Genomic DNA, 25,688 nt, shown 5'->3' with positions numbered 1-25,688 from the left:
ATTTCGGGACCCGGCGGTGTCGAGGAGGGATAGCCGACACCACGTCCCGAGGAGTACTGAAATGTCCACGCTGACAATCGACCCGAACACGGCCGACCGCTCCGAGCGGATCCGTTCGTTCGCGTACCCGGCGACCACTTTCCTCATCGCGTTCGAACTGGTCGCGGGCTCGGTATGGAACCTGCTGCGCATCGAATGGATAGACATCCAGCTGGCACACCTGGGCTACCCGGATTCCCTCGCCTACCTGCTCGGCGCCTGGCAGGTAGGCGCCGCAGTCGTGATCCTCGCCCCCGGCTTTCCGCGAGCAAAGGAATGGGCCTACGCGGGCGCTTTCTTCCTGTGGTCCGGTGCGGTCGTCGTGCACCTGATCGAAGGCGACGGCATCCAATCCTGGGGCTTCCCCCTGACGCTCACGATCCTTGCCGTCGTGTCCTGGCGAACGCGCCCCGCAGACCGTCGCCTCCCCGGCGCTCCCGTCGAGCAGCCGACCCGCGAATGGACCATCGCGGCCGCCCTCCTCGTCGTCCTCTACGCGGTGTCGTTCCTGACCCTGCCCGCCGTCGAGGACTTCATGCACCAGAACGCCATCGACCTCGGCTGGATCACCGAGTAGATCCGTCGGCTACACCGACTCGTCCGCTCCGTCCCGCGCGTTCTCGACCTCCGGTCGGCGCGTCGGGGTGGAACGGGGCTGGTCAGGTCCGGGGATGGGTAGTCTGCGCGGCATGACAGCACGTTCTCTTCGTCGATTCGTGTCTGCAGTGGTCCTGGCAGCCGCGATTCCAGTGGTATCGCCCATCCAGTCCGCTTACGCGGCGCCGTGTTCCGATGTGGAAGTGGTGTTCGCGCGGGGGACCGCGGAGCCGGGTGGGGTGGTCGGGGTGACCGGGATGTCCTTTGTCGAGGCGCTACGGGCGAATGCCGGTGGGCGGTCGGTGGGGGTTTACGGGGTCGACTATCCGGCCAGTAGTGATTTCGCGGATCGGCTCGGGTTCGCGCAGTCGGTGGTGCGCGGGATCGACGATGCGCAGCGGCGGGTGGAGTTCGTCGCGGCGAATTGTCCCGGCACGCGGATCGTGCTCGGCGGGTATTCGCAGGGTGCGGCGCTGGCCGGGTTCGCGACGGGTGCCGGTGTGCCCGAGGGGGTGCCGCCGGAATACGAGCAGTACCTGCCCGAGCCGATGCGGGGCGAGGTGGCCGAGCATGTCGCGGCCGTCGTGCTGTTCGGCAAGCCTTCCGAACGGTTCCTGCGTGACGCCGCCGCGCCCGCACTGTCGATCGGCGCGTCCTACCGGAACAAGACCATCGACCTGTGCATCGACGGCGACAACATCTGCGACGGTTCCCCGCTCGCCTACCCCAATGCCCTGCACACCCTCTACAGCGTCAACGGAATGACCGTCACCGCAGCCCAATTCGCGGCCCAGCGGTTCTGAAACGTACCGAGAACAACGAAAAGGCCGGTTGCACAAAGCAACCGGCCTTTTCTGTTCAGCTACGTCAGCTGTAGATCTTGTCGACCTCGCCGGCGTACTGCTTCATGACGACGGCGCGCTTGAGCGACATCTTCGGGGTGAGCTCGCCCGTCTCCTGGGTCCAGTCGACCGGGAGGATACGGATCTTCTTGATGGCCTCGGCCTTGGAGACCTTCTTGTTGGTCTCGTCGACGGCGGCCTGGATCTCGGCGACCAGCGCCTCGTTCTCGATCAGCTTCTCGATCGCGGTGTCGGCGGCGACACCGTTGCGGTCCTTCCAGCCCGGCAGGGCCTCGGGATCGAGGGTGATCAGGGCGCCGATGAACGGCTGACCGTCACCGACGACCATCACCTGGCTGATCAGCGGGTGCGCGCGCAGGGAGTCCTCGAGCACGGCGGGGGAGACGTTCTTGCCGCCCGCGGTGACCAGGATTTCCTTCTTGCGGCCGGTGATGGTGATGAAGCCGTCGGCGTCGATGGCACCCAGGTCGCCGGTCTTGAACCAGCCGTCCTCGAACGCTTCCGCGGTGGCTTCGTCGTTCTTCCAGTAACCGGCGAACACGACCGAACCCTTGAGCAGCAGTTCGCCGTCCTCGGCGATCTTGGCGGCGTGGCCCTGGATCGGGCGACCCACCGAACCGACCCGGATGTGGGTGGGGGTGTTCACGCTGAACGCGGCGGTGGTCTCGGTCAGGCCGTAGCCCTCGTAGATGGTGACGCCGACGCCACGGAAGAAGTGGCCGAGGCGAGCGCCCAGGGGGCCACCACCGGATACGGCGGCCAGGCACTGCCCACCGAGGGCGGCGCGCAGCTTGCTGTAGACCAGCTTGTCGAAGACGAAGTGCTTGAGCTTGAGCAGCAGGTCGGGGCCGCCCTTCTCGAGCGCCTCGCTGTAGGCGATGGCCGTCTCGGCGGCGGCGTCGAAGATCTTGCCCTTGCCGCCGTCGTGCGCCTTCTGCTTGGCCGAGTTGTAGACCTTCTCGAACACGCGCGGCACCGAGAGGATGAAGTCCGGCTTGAACTCACCGAACTGCTCGACCAGGGTCGTCCAGTCCGAGGAGTGGCGGATGGTCACCTTGGAATCGAAGGCGATCAGCGCGACCGCGCGGGCGAACACGTGCGCCAGCGGCAGGAACAGCAGGGTCTTCTGACCCTCGGCGACGAACGCGCTGAGCTCGATGCCACCCGAGCGCGACTCGGCCCACAGGTTGGCGTGGGTGAGCTGCACGCCCTTGGGCTTGCCGGTGGTGCCCGAGGTGTAGATCAGGGTGGCGGGCGAGGCCGCGCCGACCTGTTTGCGGCGCTCGTGCACCACGGCGTCGTCGAGGTCGGCACCACGCTCGGTGAGGGTGTCGACGGCGCCCTTGTCGATCTGCAGGGTCTCGGCGAGAGCGGGCAGCGACGCGGCGTCGATCTCGTCGATGGTCGCCTTGTGCTTGTCGTTCTCGACGACCAGCAGCTTGGTCTCGGAATCCTGCAGGATCCACTTGGCCTGCTCGGCGGCCGAGCTGTCGTAGATCGCGACGGTCACGCCACCGGCGGCCCAGATCGCGAAGTCGAGCAGCGTCCACTCGTATCGCGTGGCCGCCATGATCGCGACCCGGTCGCCCAGTTCGACGCCGGAGGCGATCAGGCCCTTGGCGACGCCGGTGACGGCTTTCGCGAATTGTGCCGCCGTGACGTCATTCCAGCCGCCGCTGCCGTTCGGAACGTTGAACAACACCGCGTTCGGCGTCTCCTCGCCGAAGCGGAAGACGTTGTCGGAATTGTTCGCATCGTCCGGGATGGTGTAGGAAGCCGGAACTTCGAACTCTCGCATCAGTGCCCTTCCAGTGGGTTCTACTCGCCAGTAATCTACGACACGTTCGGCCCGGTTGCGATATCGCCGCCCGAAATGCCCGTCACCTGGCTTTATCGTAAGTCGTCTATCGATACGGGCTGGATTGCTTCCCGCAGGAAGTCCGCGAGTTCGCGCAGCGCGAGCGCGGCCTCGGCGACCAGCGCGGCCTGCAGTTGTGCGACGTGCCAAAGGCCGCGGGTTTCGGTGAAACGGACGTGCACGCCCGCACCACGCAGGGCCGAGACGAGCGTGCGGCACTGGTCGTGCAGAAGTTCGCTCACATCGACCTGCACATAGGTGGGTGGCAGGCCGATCAGATTGCCCGACAGCGGGGCGTAACCCGCTGTGGTGGCGTCGCCGTCGCCCAGGTAGTGCGCGGCGCACAGGCGCGACCACGCCCGGTTGATCACCAGGTCACGGTCGCGGGTCGGCGGGTCGGTCGGGTCGACCCACGGTGCGATGAGCCCGAGCGCGGCCGGGGTCATCTTGTGGCGTTCGATCAGCCGCTGGGCCAGTGCGAGCGCGAGTCCACCGCCCGCCGAATCGCCGGCCAGACAGATCTGATCCGGTTGGTAGCCGACATTGTTCACCAGATCGAGGAACGCGGCCTCGGCGTCGTCGAGGCCGGCCGGGAAGGGGTGCTCCGGCGCCAGCCGGTAGTCCAGCGAGTACACCGCACAGCAACTCTCCAGCGCCAGCCTGGCGACCAGGGAACGGTGGGTGGCCAGCGAACCGACCACGTAACCGCCGCCGTGCAGGTACAGGATCGCGCCCGCCGCGCGCTCCGGCGGGACGGCCCGGGTACGCGAACCCGGGATCGCGATCTCGGCGATCACCCGCTCGGCCGGGCGCCCACCCAGCTGCAATTGCTGCACGACGGCGCCGTCGGGCATGAACTGCAGCCGGGAGGACACGTCGAGCAGGGTGCGCTGCACGGCGACGGGCAGTCGCGCGTGCAGCGTCACCCGGAAGACCGGATCGAGCAGCGCGCGAACCACCGGCAGCGGAATCTTGAACTCGCGCATGGCGTTTTCCTGGATCTCGAGAGGGTCAGTGCGGCATGAAGCGGCCGTTGACAGCGGCCGAGATCCGGTTGTAGCCCGAAGCCAGGAAGCGCACGCTCACGTCGAGCAGCTTGGCCTCCCAGCCGATCAGCACGCGCGCGTGACCCTTGCGCACACCCTCGGTGATGGTCTGCGCGGCCATCTCCGGGCTGTGGATCGCCAGGTACTTGTCGAACAGCGAGGCGGTGTTGGCGCCGTCGATGCCCTCGGCGTAGGTGGCGTTGCGGGCCACGGCGGTCTTGATGCCGCCGGGGTGCACGCAGGTGACCTGCACGGGCGTCTTCGAGATCTTCATCTCCTGGTACAGCGCCTCGGTGAAGCCGCGCACCGCGAACTTGGCCGAGTTGTAGGCCGCCTGGCCCGGCACGGTGACCAGACCGAACAGGCTCGACACGTTGACCACGTGGCCGTCACCGGACTCGATCAGCATCGGCAGGAACGCCTTGGTGCCGTTGACGACACCCCAGAAGTCCACGTCCATGATGCGTTCGATGTCTTTGAACTCGGTCTTCACCACGTCGCCGTGGTAGGCGATGCCCGCGTTGTTGTACACCTGGTGCACCACGCCGAAGTGTTGCTTCACCGAGTCGGCGTAGACCAGGAAGGCCTCGCGCTCGGCCACGTTGAGCCGGTCGGACTTCACCTGCGCGCCGAGCGCCTCGCACAGCCGCACGGTCTCGGCAAGGCCTTCGGTGTCGATATCGCTCAGTGCCAGCTTGGCGCCGCGCTTGGCCAGGTTCTCGGCCAGCGCGCGCCCGATGCCGGAGCCGGCACCGGTGATCACACATACCTTGTTCGTGAAGTAAGCATCTTTGCTCACTGTGCTGCCACCACTTTCAGATCGGCGCCGGAGGCGTCTGCGGTTGTCGTATTGTAGGCGGAAACGTCGAAATGCTTTGTGATCCTGCGGAATTCGAACGTGAAGTCCGGCCACAGGGTGGTGTTGTTGCCGTGCTTGTCGAGGTACCAGCTGGCGCAACCGCCGGTATTCCAGACCGACTTGGCGAGCTTGTTCTGCAAGCCGGTGTTGTACTCGCGCAGAATGTCCTCGCGCACCTCGACAGTTTTCAGGCCGAGTTTGTCGATGGTAGCCAGGGCATCGCTGACGTAATTGATCTGCGATTCGATCATGTACACCATCGAGGTGTGCCCCAGGCCCACATTCGGGCCGACCAGGAAGAACATATTCGGGAAGTTCGCGATCGCCGAACCCTTGTAGGCCTGCTGACCGATCTCGTCGAACACCTCCGACAGGGTGCGCCCGTCGCGGCCGACGATGTTGTTGTAGGTCGGCGAATCGGTGACGTGGAAGCCGGTGGCCACGATCAGTGCGTCGATCTCGCGCTCGGTGCCGTCCTTGGTGACGATCGAGCCCGGCTTCACCTCGGCGATGCCGTCGGTGATCACGTCGACGTTGTCGCGATCCAGCGCCGGGTAGTACTCGTTGGAGATCAGCATGCGCTTGCAGCCGATCCGGTAGTTCGGGGTGACCTTCTTGCGCAGTTCGGGGTCGCGGATCTCGAGCTGCAGCTTGGCGCGCGAGAGGGCTTCGAAGCCCTTCATCAGCACCGGGAACTTGGCCAGGCCGACGACCTGGGTCTCGCGCGCGGCGTAGATGGCCGCACGGCTGAGGCGCTGCACGCCCGGGATGTGCTTGAACGCCAGGCGCTCGGGCAGCAGGTAGGGGCGGTCCATGCGCGGCAGCAGCCAGGGGGCGGTGCGCTGGTAGACGTCGAGGGTGGCGACCTTGTCGGCGATGGCGGGCACGATCTGGATCGCCGAGGCGCCGGTACCGATCACGGCGACGCGCTTGCCGGTGAGGTCGGCGTCGTGGTTCCACTGCGCGGAGTGGAAGATCTCGCCCTCGAACTCGTTGATGCCCTTGATGTCGGGCAGCGCGGGCTCGCAGAGGGCGCCGACCGCGCTGACGACGGTGTCGGCGGTGAATTCGCCCTGCGTGGAGCTGATCTCCCAGCGGCTGGTCTCGTTGTTCCAGTGCACGCGGCGCACGTCGCAGTCGAAGACGTGCCGGTCGAGCACGTCGTAGCGCTCCGCGACGCTCTTGATGTAGGCCTGGATCTCGCCCTGGCGCGAGAACGAGCGGGTCCAGTCCGGGTTCAGCGCGAAGGAGTACGAGTACAGGTGTGATGGCACGTCGCAGGCGGCGCCCGGATAGGTGTTGTCACGCCAGGTGCCGCCGACCTCGCTGCCCCGCTCGAGCACGAGGAAGTCCTCGCGGCCCTGCTGGGACAGGCGGATGGCCAGGCCGAGACCGGCGAAACCGCTGCCGATGATGATCGTCTTCACGTGGCGGGCGCGGTTGTCCACGGTTCGGGGTTCGACAACATTGTCTGTAACCTTGCGACTCATGTATTGCAGACTACGTCGCTATTGAGCCGGAGTCAACAGCTATTGAGCATAGTTCAGTAGTGGCTAGGATGGTCGATGTGAGTAGCAGAAGTTCGGGAGCGACCAAGCGTGTCCGGCTCGGCCCGGAGGAGCGGCGACTGCAGCTGATCCACCTCGGTGCCGAGATGCTGGCCGATCGACCGCTCGAGGACATCTCGGTCGACGACATCGCCAAGCAGGCGGGCATCTCGCGGGGTCTGCTGTTCCACTACTTCGCCTCCAAGCAGGAGTTCCACGAGGCGATCGCGCGGCATGTGAGCACCGAGTTCTACACCGCCGTGATGCCCGACCGCGAGTTGTCGCTGTTCGACATGCTGCGCGATTCGATCGAACGGTTCGTCGACTACGCCATCGGCCATTCCGCGGCCTACCACTCGGTGTTGCGCGGACCCGCCAGCCGCACCCCCGACATGACCGACTACGTCAACGAGACCCGCGGCGCCATCGCCGATCTCATCGTCAGCGAACTGCCGCTGCCGCCCGACGACCCCGACCTGGCGCGGCTCACCCTCGCGATCCGCGGCTGGATCGCGTTCGTGGAGGAGACGATTCTGACCTGGATGGTCGAAAAGCCCATCAGCCGTGAGTCTTTGGTCGATCTGCTGGTCGAGTCGCTGCCCGCGCTCGCGCTCAGTCCCGCGTTGATCTCCGCGCTGCGGGGTTGAGCGTCAACCGTTCTCGCGCGGTTTGGCGCGGATGTGGGCGCGTTCGCCCTGTTTGCCGAACAGGCTGAGGAATTCGACGGGCTGGTTGTCGGCCGCGCCGAACCAGTGCGGGACGTGGGTGTCGAATTCGGCTGCCTCGCCGGGGGTGAGGACGATATCGTGGTCGCCGAGGATCAGGCGTAGACGGCCGTTGAGAACGTAGAGCCATTCGTAGCCCTCGTGCGTTTGGGGTGTGTCGGGCCGGTCGCGCGCACCCGGGGGGATGACGATCTTGTAGGCCTGGATACCGCCCGCGCGTTTGGTGAGTGGGAGCATCGTCATGCCGTGCCTGGTCACCGGGCGTAGATGGATACGTGGGTCGCCGGTGGGTGGGGCGTCGACGAGTTCGTCGAGGGTGACGCCGTGTGCCTTGGCCAGGGGCAGCAGCAGTTCCAGGGTGGGTTTGCGGTCGCCCGATTCCAGGCGCGACAGGGTGCTCACCGAGATCCCGGTCTCGGTGGACAGGTCGGCGAGGGTGGTCTGGCGCTGTTTGCGCAGGGCGCGCAGACGGGGGCCGACCGAGTCGAGGGTCTGTTCGAGGTCGTCCATGTTCAACAGTTTGCCATAGCGGCAAACATGCTTGCCAATTTTTCGTCCGTTGATGCACTGTGGATTCCCGAAGGAGGTCGACATGACAGAGCTGAACGAGTCCTACGACGTGGTGGTGATCGGCGGGGGTGCCGCCGGGCTGAACGGTGCGCTGATGCTGGTGCGACAGCGGCGATCGGTGCTGGTGATCGATGCCGGCGCGCCGCGCAACGCGCCCGCCGACGGGGTGCACGGGCTGCTGGGGCGGGAGGGGATGCCGCCGCTGGAGCTGGTCGCGCTCGGGCGCGAGGAGGTGCGCGGGTACGGCGGTCACGTGGTGTCCGGCGAGGTGGTCGCTGTCGACCGAGTCGGCGACTCCGCCACCGGGGCGGGCCATTCCTCCGATACGCCCGGAAATGATGACGCCTCCCGCGAATTCCGGGTGGAGTTGGCGGACGGCCGGTCCGTCTTCGCGCGGCGGATCCTCGTCACCACCGGGCTCGCCGACGAATTGCCGCCCATCGCCGGGCTCCGCGAACGCTGGGGGCACGACGTGCTGCACTGCCCGTACTGCCACGGCTGGGAGGTGCGCGATCAGCGGATCGCGGTCCTGGCGACCGGCCCGATGGCTGTCCATCAGGCGCTGCTGTTCACCCAGTTGACCGACGACATCGTGTTCCTGTCGCACACGGCTCCGGCGACTGACGAAGACGCGGAAAAGCTTGCCGCACGGGGTGTTCGCGTGGTCGACGGTGAGGTGGTCGAGGTGCTGGCCGACGGCGGAAAGCTGAGCGGCGTCCGGCTTGCCGACGGCACCGTCATCGACCGGGACGCGCTGGTCGTCGGCCCCCGCTTCAGCACCCGTGCCACCTTCCTCACCGACCTCGGCCTCACCCCGCAACCCCACCCGAGCGGAGTCGGCGACCACATCCCCGCCGACCCCACCGGCCGCACCTCGGTCCCCGGCGTGTGGATCGCGGGCAACGCCACCGACCCGATGGCACAGGTCGGCGCGGCCGCCGCGGCAGGTGCCATGGCGGGCGCGCAGATCAACGCGGAGTTGGTGATGGCCGATACCGCCGCGGCAGTCGAGCGGCTCCGCGCTCCGGAAGGTGCCGCTGTCACTGGATGAGTTCCGGCCCCGGCGCATCGAACGGTGCGCCGGGACTGCTGGTCATCGGCCATTGCCGAACGTGCAGCGGGAGCGGGCTCGTCGCCTCTGTTCATCGCCCACGCGAGCGTCGCGCGAGAGCTTCATCGATGGCGCTGGTCAACAGTGCGCGTGCGTCGTCGGCGGAGATCTGGCCAACGGTCACGTGTAAGGCCAGGCCGTCGAGGAGGGCCAACAGGGTGCTGGCCGCCGCGGTCGGCTCGGGGTGGTGGGGGAGCAGGCCTGCGATGTGGTCGCGGAAGCCTCGGCCGTTGGTTGCCAGGGTTTCGGCGATCTGGGGGCGGACCGAGGCGAAGGCCAGGTAGCCGATCAGGGTTCGGGTGTCGGCGGCTGATTCGGCGTCGGTGGGGAGGAGGGCGGTGAGGATCTGGTGCAGGTCGGGGTCGGGGCCCGCGGCGGTGATGCGCTCGCCGATTCTGCCCGCGATGGTGGTCGCGGCGAATTCCATCATCGCGTCCTTGGTGGGGAAGTAGTGCTGCACCTGACCTGCGGAGACGCCTGCTTCGGCGGCGACGTGGCGCAGGCTGATCGACTCGAGGCCGTCGCGGGCGAGTAGGCGCATCACGGCGTCGCTGATCTCGGCCCGGCGCGAACTGTGATCCACCCGTTTCGGCATGCGGACATTCTTTCACGATGCACTTGTATTGCCATGGTGCGGCTCTTTACAATGCAGTTGTATTGCAAAGGAGGTCGCCATGCGTCCTGTCCTGCGGCTCGTGCGCCGTTTCTTCCGGTTCGAAGTCGATCTGTGGGTGAGCCTTGCCCGCGCGATCACCCGCAAGCCCGACACGGCGGGCGGCACGCCGATTCGCTACGCGGGCGCCATGTCGGCCATCCTCTGGGCGTTCGTCGTGGTCAGCGCGGTGGAGATTCCCGCTGTGCACCTGATCATTCCGTGGGGGCCGGTCCGCCTGGCCGCGTTGGCGCTCGGCATCTGGGGACTGCTGTGGATGCTCGGCCTGCTAGCCGCTCACCACGTGTACCCGCACGCCCTCACCCCCGACTACCTACGCGTGCGCTACCTGCGCCGCACGGAACTCGCGATCCCTCTCTCCGCCCTGCGCGCTGTGCGCCCCGACATGCGTGGCTACGACGAATCGAAGTCGTTGCACCGCACAGCAAATGGAACCATCGCCCTCCCGGTCGGCAGTTCCACCAACATCCGCCTGGAACTGGCCGCGCCCCACACCTTCTCCACACCACAGGGCGACCTGACGTCGTCGACGATCGCCTTCTGGGCCGACGACCCACACACCGCGATCGGCACGATCAAGGCAGCGATTCCGAAGCGGCATTCGGAAGCCTGATCACCCCGGTATCGGCGCATCCTCGGGAAATCGCCGCACCACCTCGATCGTGCCGACGATATTGCGGTTGAACTCCGCGAGATCCTCTGCCGGAATCCAGTATTCGAGGATCTCGCGTCCACCGGCCTGCTGGACCTGGTAGTTGTCGAGAAAGTCCGTGCGGACCTCGAATCGCGTGACGTATCCCGCGCCGGAGGCCGGAACATTCCAGTCCCGCGCGATGAGCACCGCGTACGCCTCGTTGAGCACCGGGTAGAAGATCGGCTGATCCGGCAATCGTGGCGGCCAAGCGCGCCAACCGGATTCGGCGACCAGTGCCAACTCCGCGGGCCCCGTCGGTCGCCACAGCGTCGTTGTCCTCGGCGCGCTCATCGTTTCCTCCCTCGTCAGAGCACGCACCCTATCCCGGGTCTCGTCGCCGGAGCACCTCATATTCGGCTCGGCAGATCTCGTGCCTGTCGAATTACGTTCGGTGCACAGGCTTTCGGCTATCTGGGGCCGAAGGTTTCGAGGCCGGTTACTCGGAGCAGGTCGAGGGCTGTGGCGGTGGGGGTGTTGGGGGGTGCGGAGTAGATGACGATGGTTTGGTCGGTGTGGGGGACGTGCATGGCGTCGCAGTCGAGGGTGAGGGTGCCCAGGTCGGGGTGGGCGATGGTTTTGGTGAGGCTGTGCATGGTGCTGGAACGGCCTGCTTGCCAGTGGGATTCGAATTCCTCGCTGCGCGTGCGTAGTTCGGTGAGCAGGCGGGTGAGGTCGGGGTCGTCGGGGTAGGTGGCCTTGACGGCGCGCAGGCAGCCGACGCAGGCGGCGGCGTTGCTGTCGGCCTCCTCGGGTGTCATGACGACGCGGCCCATGCCGGTGCCGAGGAAGCGCTGCCACATGATGTTCCGCTGCTCGGGAGGGATCGCGGAGAAGTCGCCGAGTAGCGCGGCCGACAGCGGATTCCAGGCGAGGACGTCGGATTTCGCGGACAGGACGAGTACCGGCAAATCGGTGAGTCGGTCCAGCAGTCGCTGCACGCTCGGCCGGATGACCATCGGAATCCGCCCGGCCTGCGGTGGTTCGGAACCGGCGAGCCGGTAGACCAGGTCCCGATCGACATCGGTGAGCCGCAGCGCCCTGGTGAGGGCGCCGAGTACCTGATCGGACGGCTTGGGCCCACGTCCTTGCTCGAGGCGAACGATGTAATCGACACTCACGCCGGCCAGGCTCGCCACCTCCTCGCGCCGCAGCCCGGGCACCTGTCGGCGCGCTCCGGCGGGCAGTCCGACGTCGACGGGCGAGAGCCGGGAGCGCGCACCGCGCAGTACCGTCGCCAATTCCGCTCTGTCCACGTTTCCATGGTGCCGCAGGTCGGTGGTGGCGGGGTGGTACCGCCCGTCCTATGCCTCTCCGGCACTGGAGCGTGGCTCGCCGTGGCGTGAATCTGGATGCATGACACAGACAATCGCCCTGGTGACCGGGGCAAACAAGGGACTCGGCCGCGAAACGGTTCGCCGGCTGGCGGGCTCGGGCTGGCAGGTGTTCCTCGCCGCCCGCGACACCGGGCGCGGTACGGCGGCCGCCGCCGAACTCGCCGCGACCGGTGTCGACGTCAGGTTCGTCGCGCTGGACGTGACCTCCGACGACTCCGTCATGGCCGCGGCGGACGCCGTGCAATCCGAAGCGGGCCGCCTCGATGTCCTGATCAACAACGCGGCCATCGGCGGCCCACGCATCGCGCCGAGCGAGACCGGGCCCGACGACCTGCGCGAGGTGTTCGAGACCAATGTCTTCGGCCCCATTCGGGTGACCAACGCGTTCCTGCCGCTGCTGCGCCTGTCGGGGCATCCACGCATCGTGATGGTCTCGAGCGGCATCGGCTCGATCGCCACCATCACCGACCCGAAGTGGGCGGGCCTGCTGCCACCGGCCCTCGGCTATCCGAGCACCAAGGCCGCGCTGAACATGCTCACCGTCATGTACGCGAGCGAACTCGACACCATGAAGGTGAACGCCGTCGATCCCGGCTATACGGCGACCGACCTCAACGGGCACAGTGGTTTCCAGACCGTCACCGAGGGCACCGACGCGATCGTGGTCATGGCGACGATCGGCCCGGACGGACCCACCGGCGGGTTCGTCGACCGGACCGGCACCGCGCCGTGGTGAAACTCGGCGCCGTGCTCGCGGCCGCGCTGCTGGCGGTCGCCGCCTATCTGATGACAACGGAGGATGCAGTGGCAGAACAGGAATCCGGCACCGTGCTCTCGATCGGCCTGCACCCCAGCGCTGTCGACTACAGCCGTTACCCGCAGATCGACGAAGCCACACTCACCGCCCGTATCGCGGCGGGCGAGACGGCCCTGCGCGAGGCAGGCTTCGACGTCGTCACCTGTCAGGTCCCGGCCGACCCCGACGCCGCCGAGGCGACGCTGCGCGACTGCGCGACGGGCGGGCGGTTCGGGGTCGCGATGATCGGCGCCGGGGTGCGGATGGCGCCCGAGCACACCTTGCTGTTCGAACGCCTGATCAATGTGGCGAACGCGATCGTGCCGGGAATCCGGTTCTGCTTCAATACTTCTCCGGAGTCCACCATCGACGCGTTGCGCCGGGGGTTGCAAGCCCGCTGACCATCGGCAGTAGAGACGCCCGCCCGCCGGGCATCTCGGCGTGGGAAGCCGCGTCCTACTTGTGGCCGCCGCCGTGGTCGTGGCCGCCACAGGTGTCGGTGCGTCGACCGTCCGTGGCCGCCTGCCCGGCGCCGTGACCTTCCAGTGCCGCGAACGGGCCGCATTCGTGCGGCGCGATCCACACGTGCACCATCGGATTGCCGGCGCCGGGGTTGATCGAGTTCGGCGGGCAGTTGCCCTGCTCGTCGGTCACGCCTGCGACCTGGGGACCGTTGTCGCCTGCCTTCCAGCACAGATTGTCGTGCACGTGCCACTGCATCAGCGAGCCCGCGTACTCGGTGAGGGCCGGGTCGTCGATCTTCTTGCCCTTGGCCATGTACATAGCCGACACCAGGGTGCGGTTCCGGCCGTCGACCCGGTAGACCAGCGACTCCGGTCGGGTGGGGTCGAGGAAGCTGTCGTCGCGGATGTAGCCGGTGTTGATCCAGTGCTCGTAGCCGGTGGCGGCATCGCCGATCGAGCGGAAGCCGAGTGCGCCGATGGTGGTGACGTCGGCGAAGGCAGGCAGCTTGTCGAGGGTGTTCTGGATCAGGGCCCTCGCGCGCTGCTCCTGTTCGGCGGTGACGCCGGGGACACCGGAGACGTCGATCGGTGCGGCCGGGTCGAACGCACGGGGCCAGGCGTCGCCGGTGTCACCGTGGTCCTCGCCCGCCGCGTGCGCGTGATCGTCGCTGTCACCGTGACTGTGCACGTGGCCGACACCGTTGAGCATGGCCGCCAGCGCCAGCACACCGACCGCCGCGGCAGCGATCCCGGACCGCATCGGCGGCAACGTCGCACCCGGCCGCAGCAGGGCGACGGCCGCACCGAGGACAGCGAGCGCGCCCAGCGCGGCGCAGACGGTATCGGCGACACCCGGCGCCTCCGCGGTCAGCCCGGTGACCCACGCGATGTCGGCGAAGCGGGTGAACGCCCACACCGCAACCGCGAACGCGTTCACCGCGGCCAGCGCGGACACGACGATCTTGCGATCACTCAGCAGCACCGTCAGTCCGACGGCGCATTGCGTCGCGGCGAGCACGACCATCAACCGCGCCAGTGTGGTGTGTTCGGTGTGCATTCCGGCGGCAAGGAAGTGCACCGCCCCCGCCCCGACCGACGAGATCCCGCCGAGCAGCAGAAATCCGTTGCGTCCGCTCACCTGTTGTCTCCAATCCGGTAGTTCGCTGCGGACACTACTGCGCAACAGTGAGTGCGCAGTGCCGCATGCCTGAGAGAACTCTGTGACCCAGGTCTCCGGCGCTGTTGTCACATCGAGACCATTACGGTGGTTAACGATCTCCGCGCGAGTCGCGAATTTCGGAGCATGAGTCTGAAAAGCAAGCAAGGTCAACGGGTTTCGGTTCAGGTCGGGGTGGCCGCCGCAGCGGCCGTTACCGCGCTCGTCGGGTTCAGTGGTCCGGCGGCGGCATTGCCGTCGGATCAGGTCGTCCACTTCGTACCGACACTCGTCCGGGTGCCGGGCGGATGCTCGGCCATCGTCAACGCGGAAACCGTGCCCCAGCCACAGGCCGGGCACCTCGGTGTTCGCGTGAAAATCATTCAGGACGGACAGAACTGCCAGCCGTACCGGATCTCGGTGCGGTGGAAGAACCTCGACACCGGCCGCGAGAACAGTCAGTCCCATCGGGTCGATGCCAACGGTGTCATCGAACAGGCGCCCGACGGCGTGATCACCGGCTTCGGCATGGGCCCCGGCCCCGGCCGGGTCGAGGCGAAGATCGTCGCCACCACCGACACCTACCCGCAACACTATGACCTGGAACAGCTTTCGGGTCAGGCCTGGATCACCCTCGACCAGTAGCGAAACGGCGGCACGGGCGGCCCGCCCGGGTCCGCCTCTGCTGTCGCGTGCCGATGGCTTGCTCGTCCGGAGGGCTCCCCTTAGATTCATCCGTGATCGGGTGAGCCCATAGTTCCGCTCGAGCGTCGGCGGGCGAAGCGGAGGTGGGTCGGGGTGGCGGTGGAATCCGGGACGGTGTTCGCCGGATACGTGATCGAACGGCTGCTCGGCGCGGGCGGGATGGGGTCGGTGTATCTCGCGGAGCATCCGCGGCTGCGTCGGCGGGTCGCGCTGAAGGTACTCGGCGACGGGATTTCCACCGATGCCAAGGTGCGCACCGCGTTCGACCGTGAGGCGACACTGGCCGCGCGGCTCGAACACCCGAACATCGTCGCCGTGTACGACCGCAGCGGTCCCGAGGACCCGGTGCTGTGGTTGTCGATGAAATACGTCGACGGTGGCGACGCGATCGGCCTCCTGCGCGCGAATCCCACCGGCCTGGCACCGGATCGAGCCCTGCGGCTGATCCAGGGTGCCGCCGCCGGCCTGGATTTCGCGCACACGCACGGGGTGCTGCACCGCGACGTGAAACCGGCCAACCTGCTGATCGAACGCGACGCGGCGGGCCGCGAAACCGCGCTGCTCACCGACTTCGGCATCGCCCGCAGCCTCGACGACACGGTGACGCTGTCGGCGATGGCCGCCACCTTCGCCTACGCCGCGCCCGAACGATTCCACGGGCACCTGGTGGATCATCGCGCCGACATCTACTCCCTCGGTTGCACGCTGTATCAGCTACTCACCGGCCGGACGCCGTTTCCACGTGGTGACCAGGCGGCGGTGATCGCCGCGCATCTGGGCGCGGCACCGCCCCGGCCCACCGAGCTACGACCGGAGCTGCCGCGGGCCATCGACGCGGTCGTGGCGACCGCGATGGCGAAGCGGCCGGAGGACCGATTCGCCCGCTGCGCCGACCTCGCCGCGGCGGCGAGCAGAGCGTTCGACACCGGGGCGCCGGTCCGCGCGCCGTCCCCGAGCCCGTCGCCGACCTATCCGGTCACGGCCGGTGTTCCAGCCGCCCTGCCAGGTCGACGGCGTGCCCGGGCCGCGCGAACGCTCCTGCCCTCGGTGCTCACCGCGGTGCTGACGACCGCCACGGTCGCATTGCTCGTCGTCATGACGACCACCGACCTGATCCGTGGCGAGCCGACCCGGGTGTACACCACACAGAGTGTCGCGAACGCCTGTGACCTGCTCGATCTGCCCGCGCTCGAACAGCTCGGTGGGGCGCCGCCCGATCCGCCCATCCATTCCGAATCCGTTGACTCCGAGCCATATTCGTCCCACCACTGCTCGGTCTCCTACCGGGGTCTGGCAGCCACTGTGCTTGCCAAGGTCGTGAACGATGGACACGGCGCCGAGGCCTTCTTCCGCGACGACCTGGAGTTGGTTCGTCTGGGCGGGGCCACGATCCGGGCGGACCACCGGCTCGAGCTCGCTGACGACTCCTACCTCTACGTGCGCCGACTGCCCTACATGTACGGCCCGACCTGCGAGCTCGGCCTCTTCGACGACAACGTGGTGGTCGCAATGACGTTGAGCACGCCCGCGGAGTCCAAGGTGGACGATTCGGAGATGGTGACGGCCTGTGCGCATCAGGGCCGAATACTCTGGGAGCGCCTCGGATGACACCACGACGACGGTTCTCGCTGCCATGGACGGCTGCGGCCGTGTCGGCCTGCTCGCTCGTGGTGGTCACCGTGATCGCCGCCGCGATGTGGCTGGGGCGCGAGGACGGGGCGGCGAACACGCGGTGGACGCCGGGCACACCGATCGACACCCCGACCTCGCGCAAGTACCGCGAGCTGGAGCAAGGCAATCACTGCGAGCTGATGGATCTGGCCGAACTCGCGCGTCGCGGCAGCGCCGGGTGGCAGCAGGACGATCAGGGGCCCATCGCGTCGACCGGCTACTGCTCCGGCGCTTTCGGTGACCTCACTGTGTCGCTGAGCCTCCATGTCACGCGGGCGGGAGGCGACCGGCGAAGGGGGCACGACAGATTCAAATATCTTGTCGGACAAAGTGTCTCGGATCCGAATACGAGCTTCGAATACCTGGCCGGGCTCGGCGAGGACGCCTTCGTCCAGGAGGAGGCCGACCGGGGCGGGCGTCCGGTGACAAAAGTGCGGATCGGCGTGCTCGACGAGAACCTGCGCGTGGACACCACACTGACGATCGATGGCAACCGGATCAGCCGCGCCGAGCTGCGACAGCTGACCGAACACCACGTTCGCGTGGTGATGCGCAACCTGCGGGCCTGACAACGGCGAACGCCGGGCGGATCGTGATGATCCACCCGGCGTTCGCCGTTGTGCCGGAAGAACTTACGCGGTCGGCTCGAAGGCCTCGGCGATGATCTCGGCCTGCTCCACGGCGTGGACCTTGGAGGAACCCGAGGACGGGGCCGACATGGCGCGACGCGAGATGCGGCGCAGTTTGCCCAGTCGGTCGGGAAGGACCTCGGGGAGGTTGAGGCCGAAGAAGGGCCAGGCGCCCTGGTTGGCCGGTTCCTCCTGGACCCAGGCGATGTCGGTCGCGTTGGGGTACTTGGCCAGGGCCTCGTTGAGGCGGTACGTCGGGATCGGGTAGAGCTGTTCGATCCGGACGATGGCCACGTCTTCACGCTTGTGCTTGGCCTTCTCCGCGGCGAGCTCGTAGTAGAGCTTGCCCGAGGTCAGCAGGATGCGCTTGACCTTGCCGGTGTCGCCGACGCCCGATTCGTAGGTGGGCTCGTCGAACACCGAACGGAACTTCGACTCGGTGAAGTCCTTGATGTCGGACACCACGGCCTTGTTGCGCAGCATCGACTTCGGGGTGAAGACGATCAGCGGACGACGGATGCCGTCGAGGGCGTGGCGGCGCAGCAGGTGGAAGTAGTTCGCCGGGGTGGACGGCACCGCGACGGTCATCGAACCCTCGGCGCACAGCTGCAGGAACCGCTCGATACGGCCCGAGGTGTGGTCGGGACCCTGCCCCTCGTGGCCGTGCGGCAGCAGCAGCACCACATCGGAGAGCTGACCCCACTTGGCCTCACCGGAGGAGATGAACTCGTCGATGATCGACTGCGCACCGTTGACGAAGTCACCGAACTGCGCCTCCCACAACACCAGTGCGTTGGGGTTGCCCAGCGAGTAGCCGTATTCGAAACCGACAGCGGCGAATTCGCTCAGCGCCGAGTCGTGCACCGCGAACCAGCCCGGGTTCTCCGAACCGATGTTGTGCAGCGGGGTGTACTCCTGCGCGTTGATCCGGTCGATGATGACCGCGTGGCGCTGGGTGAACGTGCCGCGACGCGAGTCCTGACCGGTCAGGCGCACGTCGTGGCCCTCGTCGATCAGGGTGCCGAAGGCCAGCAGCTCGGCGAAGGCCCAGTCGACCTTGCCCTCGTAGGCCATCTCGCGACGCTTCTCGAGCACCGGCTTCACGCGCGGGTGCACGTTGAAACCGTCCGGCGGGGAGTTGAACGCGTCGCCGATGCGCTGCAGGACCGACTTGTCGACCGCGGTCTGCACGGTGGCAGGAACCTTCTGGTCGTCCTCGACGGACTCCGACGGCTCCGGAACGTATTTCTCCAGCTCGCGGACCTCGTTGAACACGCGCTCGAGCTGACCCTGGTAGTCGCGCAGCGCGTCCTCGGCCTCCTTCATGGAGATGTCGCCACGGCCGATCAGCGATTCGGTGTAGGCCTTGCGGACCGAACGCTTGGTGTCGATGACGTCGTACATCTCCGGCTGGGTCATCGAGGGGTCGTCGCCCTCGTTGTGCCCGCGGCGGCGGTAGCAGACGAGGTCGATGACGACGTCCTTGCGGAACTTCTGCCGGAAGTCGACCGCCAGGCGCGCGACCCAGTCGCAGGCCTCGGGGTCGTCACCGTTGACGTGGAAGATCGGCGCGCCGATGAACTTCGCGATGTCGGTGGAGTATTCGGTGGAGCGGCTGTTCTCCGGCGCGGTGGTGAAGCCGATCTGGTTGTTCACGACGATGTGGATGGTGCCGCCCACGCGGTAACCGCGCAGACCCGACAGGTTCAGCGTCTCGGCGACCACGCCCTGACCGGCGAACGCGGCGTCACCGTGCAGCATCAGCGGCATCACCGAGAAGCCTTCGGGGCCGTCGCCCTTGTTCAGCAGGTCCTGCTTGGCGCGCACGAGGCCCTCGAGGACGGGGTCGACCGCCTCCAGGTGCGAGGGGTTCGCGGTGAGCGACACCTCGATCTCGTTGTCGCCGAACATCTGCAGGTACTGGCCGTGCGCACCGAGGTGGTACTTCACGTCGCCCGAGCCGTGGGTGGCGGCCGGGTTCATGTTGCCCTCGAACTCGGTGAAGATCTTCGAGTACGGCTTGCCGACGATGTTGGCAAGCACGTTGAGGCGACCACGGTGCGGCATGCCGATGACGACCTCGTCGAGCCCGTGCTCGGCGCACTGGTCGATGGTGGCGTCCATCATCGGGATGACGGCTTCGGCGCCCTCGAGCGAGAACCGCTTCTGACCGACGTACTTGGTCTGCAGGAATGTCTCGAACGCCTCGGCGGCGTTGAGCCGGTTCAGGATGTACTTCTGCTGGGCGACCGTCGGCTTGACGTGCTTCTGCTCGACCCGGTCCTGGATCCACTTGAGCTGGTCGGTCTCGAGGATGTGGGTGTACTCCACACCGACGTGGCGGCAGTAGGCGTCGCGCAGGATCGACAGCACGTCGCGCAGCTTCATCCGCTCCTGGCCGTGGAAACCGCCCACGTCGAAGGTGCGGTCCAGGTCCCACAGGGTGAGGCCGTGCGAGGTGACGTCGAGGTCCGGGTGGCTGCGGAACTTGTCCTTGACCAGGCGCAGCGGGTCGGTGTCGGCCATCAGGTGGCCGCGGTTGCGGTAGGCCGCGATCAGCTCGAGCACGCGGGCGCTCTTGTCGACGCCGCGCTCGCTGATGTCCTTGCGCCAGCGGATCGGCTCGTACGGCACGCCGAGGCCGTGGAAGATCTCGTCGTAGAACTCGTCGGAGATCAGCAGGTTGTGGATGGTGCGCAGGAAGTCGCCGGACTCGGCGCCCTGGATGATGCGGTGATCGTAGGTGGAGGTCAGCGTCATCAGCTTACCGACGCCGATCTCGGCCAGGCGCTCGTCGCTCATACCCTGGAACTCGGCCGGGTACTCCATGGCGCCCGCACCGATGATCGCGCCCTGGCCCGGCATGAGGCGCGGCACCGAGTGGACGGTGCCGATGGTGCCGGGATTGGTCAGCGAGATGGTGACACCGGAGAAATCGTCGGTGCCGAGCTTGCCCTCGCGGGCGCGCCGGACGATGTCCTCGTAGGCGGCGTGGAACTGGCCGAAGCTCATCTCCTCGGTGCCCTTGATGGCGGCGACAACGAGCGAACGGTTGCCGTCCTTGCCCGCGAGGTCGATGGCCAGGCCGAGGTTGGTGTGCGCGGGGGTGACCGCGTTCGGCTTGCCGTCGATCTCGGCGAAGTGCCGGTTCATGTTCGGGAACGACTTGATGGCCTGCACGATCGCGTAACCCAGCAGGTGGGTGAACGAGATCTTGCCGCCTCGGGTGCGCGCCAGGTGGTTGTTGATCACGAGGCGGTTGTCGATCATCAGCTTGGCCGGGATCGCGCGCACCGACGTGGCGGTGGGGATGGTCAGCGAGGCCGACATGTTCTTGGCGATGGCCGCGGCGGGACCGCGCAGCACCTTGGACTCGTCGGTACCCGTGCTCGTCTTGGCGGGCGCGGTGGCCGGGGCGTTCGACACCGGGGCGGGCGTGGTCTGCGGTGCGCGCACGTTCTCCCGCTTCGGAGCCGGGGCCGGAGCGGGGGCTGGGGCAGGCGCCGGCTTGGGCGCCGTCGCGACGGCGGTCTTGGGGGCCTGCGGTGCGGCCTTCGGAGCCTGCTGCGGCGCCGCTTGCGCGGTGGCGGCGGGAGCCTGCTCGTTAGCGGAGTCGGTGGCCTCCGGGGTGTAGTCGGCGAGGAACTCGTGCCAACTCGCGTCGACCGAGGACGGGTCCTGTTTGAACTTCTGATACATCTCGTCGACTAGCCACTGGTTCTGTCCGAACTGGGAAGTTGAGCTGCTCACAGCTGGTGTTCGCCTCATTTCGTTCTTCGCGCTGCGACGTTTGTGACGTGCCCGGCAGGGGTATCAGCGGATGGCTGCCGATGCGCCCTCACCGAGCATATGCCCCGTGGCATGTCGGCGTAGCTAGTGGCCCGAGACTATTCGCTCCTCGTGCAGTCCCGCGGACCAGAGTCGCGCGTAACTCCCGCCTCGGGCGAGCAGTTCCCGGTGGGTACCGAATTCGACGATACGTCCTTGTTCGACCACGCCGACGAGGTCGGCGCGGGCCGCGGTGGCGAGCCGGTGGGCGACCACGACGGTCGTGCGGCCCCGAGCCAGCGAACGGCTCGCTACCAGCACCGATGCCTCGGTCTCCGGGTCGAGGGTGGAGGTCGCCTCGTCGAGAAGCAGCAGGTCAGGGTCGACGAGGTCGGCGCGGGCGAGGGCGACGAGCTGACGTTGGCCGGCGGATAACCCACGCCCCCTTTCACCGACCGGTTGGTTTATTTTTCGGGGTAATCCGGCGATCATTTCGGCCGCACCGACGTTGCTCGCCGCCTGTGCGATGTCCACCGATGTGGCGAAAGGTTGTCCGAATGCAATGTTGCTGGCGACGTCACCGCTGAACAGGTGAGCTTCCTGGGGCACAATTCCCAGCCGCGAGCGGTACTCGGTGAGCACAAATTTACGTAAATCGACGCCGTCGACCCGAATCTCGCCCGCCGACGGCTCGCCGGGCAGATCGTAGAGCCGGGCGAGCAGTTTCACGATCGTCGATTTGCCCGCGCCGGTCGGCCCGACGAGCGCGAGGGTGCGCCCGGCCGGGAGGGTGAAGGTCACGCCGTCCAGCGCCGGGAAGTTCGCTCCCGGATAGCGGAAGTGGACATCGTCGAAGACGACCTCACCGCGCAACCGTTCGATGTGCACCGCGTCGGGTGGGTCGGCCGCGATGGACGACTGTGTGCGCAGCAGGTCACCGATGCGGCGCAGCCCGACCCTGGCCTGCTGGTAGCCGTCGAACACCTGTGACAGTTCCTGGATCGGGCTGAACAGCAGACCGAGGTAGAGGACGAAGGCAACGAGCGTGCCGGTGGTCGTTCGTCCGTCGGCCACCGCGTTGGCGCCCAGATAGACGACGACGGCCAGGGCAAGGTCGGCCCAGGCCAGGCTGAAGGAGAAGTAGCAGGCGATCGCGCGCTGGGCGCGGATGCGCGCCTCGCGGTAGCGGTGGGAGTACTCGGCGAAGCGGCGCGCGGCCACCGGTTCGTTGCGGGCGGCCTGCACGGCGCGCAGGCCCGCGATGTTCTCCTGGAAGTCGGCGTTCACGGCGGAGACCCGTTCGCGCGAGACGGTGTAGGCGGCGGTCGAGACGCGCCGGAACAGCACGGTCGCGATGAGCATGGGCGGCACGGTGGCGAGCACGACCAGGGCGAGTCCCGCATCGATGACGACCAGGCCGACAGCCACGCCGACCAGGGTGATGACCGCGACCAGGCCGGTGGCGACACCGGTCTGCAGGAAGGTCGACAGCGCGTCGACGTCGGTGGTCATTCTCGTCATGATCCGGCCGGACAGTTCGCGCTCGTAGAAGTCGAGGCCGAGGCGCTGCAACTGGGCGTAGCTGCGCACCCGGAGCCCGAACAGCACGCGTTCGCCGGTGCGGGCGGTGAGCACCGTGACGGCGGCGCCGACGATCAGGCTCGCCAGCACCAGCCCGATCCCGATCACCGCCGACACCGCGAGCGCCGAGTTCTGCCCGCCGGTGACACCGGTGTCGATGGCGTAGCGGACCAGCGGCGGGAAGGCGATGCCGATCATGGCGTCGGCGATCAGCAGCAGTACGACCAGCCCGACCAGCTTGCGGACCGGTCGAAGCAGGGCGCGCAGACCGAAGTCGGGTTGGGGGGCGCGCAGGTCGCCGGGCAGGTCGGGTTGTTCGATGGCCGGGGGTAGCGCGTCGACGGCCGCGCGCAGTTCGGGTGTCTCGCTGAGATCGGCGGAGGCCGACGCCATGGAGCGTGGCCGGTCGCCCGTCGGTCGCTTGCCGAGATGCACCGTGGCCGGGGTGGTGGCACCGGCCGGGACGGCCGAACCGGACGGGGCGGGCAGCCGGATCACCCGGTCGGCCTGGGCCAGGGTCGACTCGCGGTGGGCAAGGATCAGCGTGGTGCGCCCGCCCGGGTCGGGCAGCCGCCGGAAGATCTCCGCCTCGGTCACCGCATCGACGGCGGAGGTGGCGTCGTCGAGGACGAGTACACGCGGCCGGGTGAGCAGCGCGCGGGCCAGCGCGATCCGCTGCCGTTGCCCACCCGAGAGGGTGAGGCCGCGTTCGCCGATGACGGTGTCGTACCCGTCGGGCAGCTCGGCGATGAACTCGTCGGCGACGGCCGCGGTGGCGGCCGCCCGGATCTCGGCGTCGGTGGCCTCCGGGCGGCCGAGGGCGATATTGGCCGCGATGGTGTCGGAAAACAGGAACGGGTCGTCGAAGACCACGCCGAGCGCGCCGCGCAGATCGTCGGCGCGGAGGTCGGCCAGGTCCACCCGGGTGCCGTCGGTGCCGACGAGGCTGATGGTGCCCGCGTCGGGCGCGTAGAAGCGGGGGAGCAGCAGCGACAGCGTCGACTTGCCGGACCCGGCCGGGCCGATGATCGCGACGGTCTCGCCGGGCCGGATGGTGAGGTCGAGTTCCGAGAGCACCGGCTCGCCGGGGGTGAAACCGAAACCGACACCCTCGAATTCGATGCCGAGCGGGCCGGCAGGCAGGTCGGCGGGCTTGTCGGGGTCGACGAGGACCGGCGCCGCGTCGATCACCTGGAACACCCGGTCGGCGGCGGACTTGGTGAGCTGACTCATGATGACCACCGAGGTGATCGTGCGCGCCGAGGACGTCATCGTGGCCAGGTAGGCGGTGAAGGCGAGGAAGGTGCCGATCCCGATCGTGCCGCGCGAGGCGAGCAAACCGCCGACGATGATGACGGCGACCAGCCCGGCCTGCGGCAGCGCCGACACGACGGGTGCGAAGCGGGCGTTGATCCGCGCGGCGCGCAGCCGTTCGGCGTAGAGGGCGCGGCCGTGGTCCTCTAGCTGGTCGACCATCCGGGCCTCCTGCCCGAAGCCCTTCACCACACGCACGCCGGTGACCGTCTGCTCGACGTGTTCGGCCAGCTCGGCGGCCCGCTGCTGCGCCGACCAGGTCGCCGCGTACAGCCGGGGCCGCATCCGCAGCACGACCACCGCCATCACCGGCGCGACGAGCAGCGCGGCGAGCGCCAGCGGCGGGCTCAGCCACACCATCACCACCGCCGAGGCGACGAACTGCAGCACCGCGAGGCCCGACCACGGCACCATCGCCAGCAAGCCCTGCACCAGCTGCAGGTCGGTGATGGAACGCGACACCACCTGCCCGGTGCGGATGGCGTCCTGGCCCGCTCCGTCGAGGCGCTGCAGCGCGGCGAGCAGTGAGACACGCAGGTCGTGCTGCACTTCCAGTGACAGTTGACCAGCCCACAACCGCCGGGCGAAGGTCACCGCGAACCGGCAGACCGCGAGGACCGCGAGTAGGGCGGCGGCACTGCCGATGACCGAGGTGTCGCCCGCTTCGGCGGCGTCGACGGCGCGCTTGGTGGCCAGCGGTGCCGCGATCGAGACGGCCGCGCCCGCCAGCACCGCCCCCGCGATGACGGCGAGCAGGCGCGGATGCCGCAGGCACAGGCGCCACAGCCTGCGGATCCAGCCGGGCCGGTCAGCGCGCCGCGTCGTCATCACAGCGGGCTCGGGCACTACAGGTCGCGGTTGCGCAGGTCCCACCACCCGGCAGCACCAACGGCGATGGTCCACAGGAGCAGAACGACGAGCGCGGCAGGGGTCGGCGCGAACACCTCGGCCTCGTCGAACGAACCGGCGCTCACCCCGGCCACGGTCGAGGACACCGGCAGCACGGCGGTGAGACCACCGGCCCCGAAACCCTTGGCTACCAGCCAGATCAGCGGCTCGAGCACGAATGCCCAGCCGAGCACCAGCCACACCGCCGCACCGGTCGTGCGCAGCAACAGCCCGATGCCCGCACCGAGCACCGCCCAGCACATCGCGACGAGCAACCCGGCGCCGAGCACTTCCAGCAGCGGCCAGCCGAATTCGAACTTGCCACGGCCCGCGGCGGCGAGCACGAGCATCGCGACCACTTCGGCGACGACGGCGACCACCAGCGCGATACCGGCCACCGCGGCGTATTTCGCGATGACCAGCCGGTCGCGATCCGGGGCGAACAGGGCCGTGAGGGCCATGGTTTTGCGCTTGTACTCGCCACCGGTCACGCCGATGCCGAGCAGTGCCGCGGCCACGAACACCGCGACGAGCGCCAGGTACAGGCCGATGGTGGCCGCCCCCGTCACGGGTTGTCCGGTCGGGTCGTAGCGGCCCGACATCAGCGCCGTGATCAGCGTCGCGACCAGTGCCACCGCGATCGGACCGACGAGTAGCAACCGATTGGGCCGCAGCGTGAACACCTTGCGCGTTTCGGCGTCGAGACCGGGGAGCAGATCCTCGGGCAGCACAGTGGTCATCGGGTGATCCCCTCCGAAGTCATGGCCGAAATGTATTCGCGCGCCCGCCCCGGTCCGAGT

General features: G+C 67.9%; 22 protein-coding genes. 10 read left to right on the top strand and 12 right to left on the bottom strand.

From position 1 onward, the window contains the following. Positions 1 to 61: 61 nt before the first annotated feature. Both AB0I19_RS14990 and AB0I19_RS14985 read left to right on the top strand, forming a co-directional pair. Entirely contained in the window at positions 62 to 616 is a 555-nt protein-coding gene (locus AB0I19_RS14990) for a DoxX family protein (protein ID WP_357148816.1), read from the top strand. A gap of 139 nt (positions 617 to 755) precedes the next feature. Further along, positions 756 to 1,439, top strand: a complete 684-nt coding sequence (locus tag AB0I19_RS14985) for a cutinase family protein (protein ID WP_357148813.1) — start codon at positions 756 to 758, stop codon at positions 1,437 to 1,439. A gap of 64 nt (positions 1,440 to 1,503) precedes the next feature. Here the strand turns inward: AB0I19_RS14985 and AB0I19_RS14980 are convergent, their stop codons facing one another. The 4 genes from AB0I19_RS14980 to AB0I19_RS14965 all read right to left on the bottom strand — a co-directional run bounded on the left by AB0I19_RS14980 (position 1,504) and on the right by AB0I19_RS14965 (position 6,752). Continuing rightward, positions 1,504 to 3,297, bottom strand: coding sequence for a long-chain fatty acid--CoA ligase (locus tag AB0I19_RS14980; protein ID WP_067491253.1), 1,794 nt, complete (start codon positions 3,295 to 3,297; stop codon positions 1,504 to 1,506). A gap of 92 nt (positions 3,298 to 3,389) precedes the next feature. Further along, complete coding sequence (locus AB0I19_RS14975) at positions 3,390 to 4,343, bottom strand: alpha/beta hydrolase (protein ID WP_067637642.1); 954 nt, start codon at positions 4,341 to 4,343, stop codon at positions 3,390 to 3,392. A 25-nt stretch (positions 4,344 to 4,368) separates the two neighbouring features. Continuing rightward, positions 4,369 to 5,202 (bottom strand): SDR family oxidoreductase, encoded by an 834-nt coding sequence (locus AB0I19_RS14970; protein WP_357148810.1) that lies wholly within the window; start codon positions 5,200 to 5,202, stop codon positions 4,369 to 4,371. Beyond that, positions 5,199 to 6,752, bottom strand: a complete 1,554-nt coding sequence (locus AB0I19_RS14965) for an NAD(P)/FAD-dependent oxidoreductase (protein ID WP_357148807.1) — start codon at positions 6,750 to 6,752, stop codon at positions 5,199 to 5,201. Before AB0I19_RS14965 ends, AB0I19_RS14970 begins: the two co-directional genes overlap by 4 nt. A gap of 68 nt (positions 6,753 to 6,820) precedes the next feature. Here AB0I19_RS14965 and AB0I19_RS14960 point away from each other — a divergent pair, with 68 nt between their 5' ends. Next, a complete protein-coding gene (locus AB0I19_RS14960) occupies positions 6,821 to 7,456 on the top strand; it encodes a TetR/AcrR family transcriptional regulator (protein ID WP_067637637.1) in 636 nt (211 codons plus the stop codon). A 3-nt stretch (positions 7,457 to 7,459) separates the two neighbouring features. On the opposite strand, the gene AB0I19_RS14955 is transcribed toward AB0I19_RS14960, so the two are convergent. Beyond that, positions 7,460 to 8,044 (bottom strand): XRE family transcriptional regulator, encoded by a 585-nt coding sequence (locus AB0I19_RS14955; protein WP_357148805.1) that lies wholly within the window; start codon positions 8,042 to 8,044, stop codon positions 7,460 to 7,462. Positions 8,045 to 8,126: 82 nt separating this feature from the next. Here AB0I19_RS14955 and AB0I19_RS14950 point away from each other — a divergent pair, with 82 nt between their 5' ends. Next, positions 8,127 to 9,155: an NAD(P)/FAD-dependent oxidoreductase gene (locus AB0I19_RS14950; protein WP_357148802.1), complete on the top strand. Its 1,029-nt coding sequence runs from the start codon at positions 8,127 to 8,129 to the stop codon at positions 9,153 to 9,155. 91 nt (positions 9,156 to 9,246) lie between these two features. Here AB0I19_RS14950 and AB0I19_RS14945 read toward each other — a convergent pair whose 3' ends face one another. Further along, positions 9,247 to 9,810 carry a TetR family transcriptional regulator C-terminal domain-containing protein gene (locus AB0I19_RS14945; protein WP_357148799.1) on the bottom strand — a complete coding sequence of 188 codons (564 nt, stop codon included), beginning with the start codon at positions 9,808 to 9,810 and terminating at the stop codon, positions 9,247 to 9,249. A 79-nt stretch (positions 9,811 to 9,889) separates the two neighbouring features. On the opposite strand from AB0I19_RS14945, the gene AB0I19_RS14940 reads away from it, so the two are divergent. After that, positions 9,890 to 10,501: a hypothetical protein gene (locus AB0I19_RS14940; protein WP_357148796.1), complete on the top strand. Its 612-nt coding sequence runs from the start codon at positions 9,890 to 9,892 to the stop codon at positions 10,499 to 10,501. On the opposite strand, the gene AB0I19_RS14935 is transcribed toward AB0I19_RS14940, so the two are convergent. Together AB0I19_RS14935 and AB0I19_RS14930 are read right to left on the bottom strand one after the other, a co-directional pair. Further along, on the bottom strand, positions 10,502 to 10,873 hold the full coding sequence (locus tag AB0I19_RS14935) for an ADP-ribosylation/crystallin J1 (protein WP_357148793.1): 372 nt from the start codon (positions 10,871 to 10,873) through the stop codon (positions 10,502 to 10,504). A 116-nt stretch (positions 10,874 to 10,989) separates the two neighbouring features. After that, positions 10,990 to 11,835 (bottom strand): helix-turn-helix transcriptional regulator, encoded by an 846-nt coding sequence (locus AB0I19_RS14930; RefSeq protein WP_357148790.1) that lies wholly within the window; start codon positions 11,833 to 11,835, stop codon positions 10,990 to 10,992. A 100-nt stretch (positions 11,836 to 11,935) separates the two neighbouring features. Between AB0I19_RS14930 and AB0I19_RS14925 the strand changes: the two genes are divergently transcribed. After that, the gene (locus AB0I19_RS14925; RefSeq protein ID WP_357148787.1) at positions 11,936 to 12,652 is read left to right on the top strand and encodes an SDR family oxidoreductase; all 717 of its coding nucleotides are present in this window, start codon (positions 11,936 to 11,938) and stop codon (positions 12,650 to 12,652) included. Then, on the top strand, positions 12,649 to 13,113 hold the full coding sequence (locus AB0I19_RS14920) for a hypothetical protein (protein ID WP_357148784.1): 465 nt from the start codon (positions 12,649 to 12,651) through the stop codon (positions 13,111 to 13,113). Before AB0I19_RS14925 ends, AB0I19_RS14920 begins: the two co-directional genes overlap by 4 nt. A 55-nt stretch (positions 13,114 to 13,168) precedes the next feature. Here the strand turns inward: AB0I19_RS14920 and AB0I19_RS14915 are convergent, their stop codons facing one another. After that, positions 13,169 to 14,314, bottom strand: coding sequence for a hypothetical protein (locus tag AB0I19_RS14915; RefSeq protein ID WP_357148781.1), 1,146 nt, complete (start codon positions 14,312 to 14,314; stop codon positions 13,169 to 13,171). Between the two features lie 165 nt (positions 14,315 to 14,479). On the opposite strand from AB0I19_RS14915, the gene AB0I19_RS14910 reads away from it, so the two are divergent. The 3 genes from AB0I19_RS14910 to AB0I19_RS14900 all read left to right on the top strand — a co-directional run bounded on the left by AB0I19_RS14910 (position 14,480) and on the right by AB0I19_RS14900 (position 17,277). Continuing rightward, positions 14,480 to 14,977, top strand: a complete 498-nt coding sequence (locus tag AB0I19_RS14910; RefSeq protein WP_357148778.1) for a hypothetical protein — start codon at positions 14,480 to 14,482, stop codon at positions 14,975 to 14,977. Between the two features lie 153 nt (positions 14,978 to 15,130). Next, positions 15,131 to 16,645 (top strand): serine/threonine-protein kinase, encoded by a 1,515-nt coding sequence (locus AB0I19_RS14905; protein ID WP_357148776.1) that lies wholly within the window; start codon positions 15,131 to 15,133, stop codon positions 16,643 to 16,645. 71 nt (positions 16,646 to 16,716) lie between these two features. After that, entirely contained in the window at positions 16,717 to 17,277 is a 561-nt protein-coding gene (locus AB0I19_RS14900) for a hypothetical protein (RefSeq protein WP_357148773.1), read from the top strand. 63 nt (positions 17,278 to 17,340) lie between these two features. Here AB0I19_RS14900 and AB0I19_RS14895 read toward each other — a convergent pair whose 3' ends face one another. From AB0I19_RS14895 to AB0I19_RS14885, 3 genes are all read right to left on the bottom strand, one after another. After that, positions 17,341 to 21,105, bottom strand: coding sequence for a multifunctional oxoglutarate decarboxylase/oxoglutarate dehydrogenase thiamine pyrophosphate-binding subunit/dihydrolipoyllysine-residue succinyltransferase subunit (locus AB0I19_RS14895; RefSeq protein WP_357148771.1), 3,765 nt, complete (start codon positions 21,103 to 21,105; stop codon positions 17,341 to 17,343). A gap of 105 nt (positions 21,106 to 21,210) precedes the next feature. Beyond that, complete coding sequence (locus tag AB0I19_RS14890; protein WP_357148768.1) at positions 21,211 to 24,828, bottom strand: ABC transporter ATP-binding protein; 3,618 nt, start codon at positions 24,826 to 24,828, stop codon at positions 21,211 to 21,213. A gap of 17 nt (positions 24,829 to 24,845) precedes the next feature. Continuing rightward, positions 24,846 to 25,628: an ABC transporter permease gene (locus AB0I19_RS14885; protein WP_357148766.1), complete on the bottom strand. Its 783-nt coding sequence runs from the start codon at positions 25,626 to 25,628 to the stop codon at positions 24,846 to 24,848. Positions 25,629 to 25,688 lie beyond the last annotated feature (60 nt).

It is taken from the genome of Nocardia sp. NPDC050413, assembly GCF_040655475.1.
Classification (GTDB): domain Bacteria; phylum Actinomycetota; class Actinomycetes; order Mycobacteriales; family Mycobacteriaceae; genus Nocardia; species Nocardia coubleae.
Note: the sequence above shows the minus strand (reverse complement) of the source record. Positions and strands in the feature narration are given on the sequence as shown.

What these genes read in the sequence shown, in the direction of transcription:
- AB0I19_RS14980 (WP_067491253.1), bottom strand. Translation starts at nt 3,297, where the DNA reads ATGCGAGAGTTCGAAGTTCCGGCTTCCTACACCATCCCGGACGATGCG.
- AB0I19_RS14935 (WP_357148793.1), bottom strand. Translation starts at nt 10,873, where the DNA reads ATGAGCGCGCCGAGGACAACGACGCTGTGGCGACCGACGGGGCCCGCG.
- AB0I19_RS14950 (WP_357148802.1), top strand. Translation starts at nt 8,127, where the DNA reads ATGACAGAGCTGAACGAGTCCTACGACGTGGTGGTGATCGGCGGGGGT.
- AB0I19_RS14885 (WP_357148766.1), bottom strand. Translation starts at nt 25,628, where the DNA reads ATGACCACTGTGCTGCCCGAGGATCTGCTCCCCGGTCTCGACGCCGAA.
- AB0I19_RS14990 (WP_357148816.1), top strand. Translation starts at nt 62, where the DNA reads ATGTCCACGCTGACAATCGACCCGAACACGGCCGACCGCTCCGAGCGG.
- AB0I19_RS14975 (WP_067637642.1), bottom strand. Translation starts at nt 4,343, where the DNA reads ATGCGCGAGTTCAAGATTCCGCTGCCGGTGGTTCGCGCGCTGCTCGAT.
- AB0I19_RS14890 (WP_357148768.1), bottom strand. Translation starts at nt 24,828, where the DNA reads ATGACGACGCGGCGCGCTGACCGGCCCGGCTGGATCCGCAGGCTGTGG.
- AB0I19_RS14910 (WP_357148778.1), top strand. Translation starts at nt 14,480, where the DNA reads ATGAGTCTGAAAAGCAAGCAAGGTCAACGGGTTTCGGTTCAGGTCGGG.
- AB0I19_RS14895 (WP_357148771.1), bottom strand. Translation starts at nt 21,105, where the DNA reads ATGAGGCGAACACCAGCTGTGAGCAGCTCAACTTCCCAGTTCGGACAG.
- AB0I19_RS14940 (WP_357148796.1), top strand. Translation starts at nt 9,890, where the DNA reads ATGCGTCCTGTCCTGCGGCTCGTGCGCCGTTTCTTCCGGTTCGAAGTC.
- AB0I19_RS14965 (WP_357148807.1), bottom strand. Translation starts at nt 6,752, where the DNA reads ATGAGTCGCAAGGTTACAGACAATGTTGTCGAACCCCGAACCGTGGAC.
- AB0I19_RS14945 (WP_357148799.1), bottom strand. Translation starts at nt 9,810, where the DNA reads ATGCCGAAACGGGTGGATCACAGTTCGCGCCGGGCCGAGATCAGCGAC.
- AB0I19_RS14960 (WP_067637637.1), top strand. Translation starts at nt 6,821, where the DNA reads ATGGTCGATGTGAGTAGCAGAAGTTCGGGAGCGACCAAGCGTGTCCGG.
- AB0I19_RS14955 (WP_357148805.1), bottom strand. Translation starts at nt 8,044, where the DNA reads ATGGACGACCTCGAACAGACCCTCGACTCGGTCGGCCCCCGTCTGCGC.
- AB0I19_RS14925 (WP_357148787.1), top strand. Translation starts at nt 11,936, where the DNA reads ATGACACAGACAATCGCCCTGGTGACCGGGGCAAACAAGGGACTCGGC.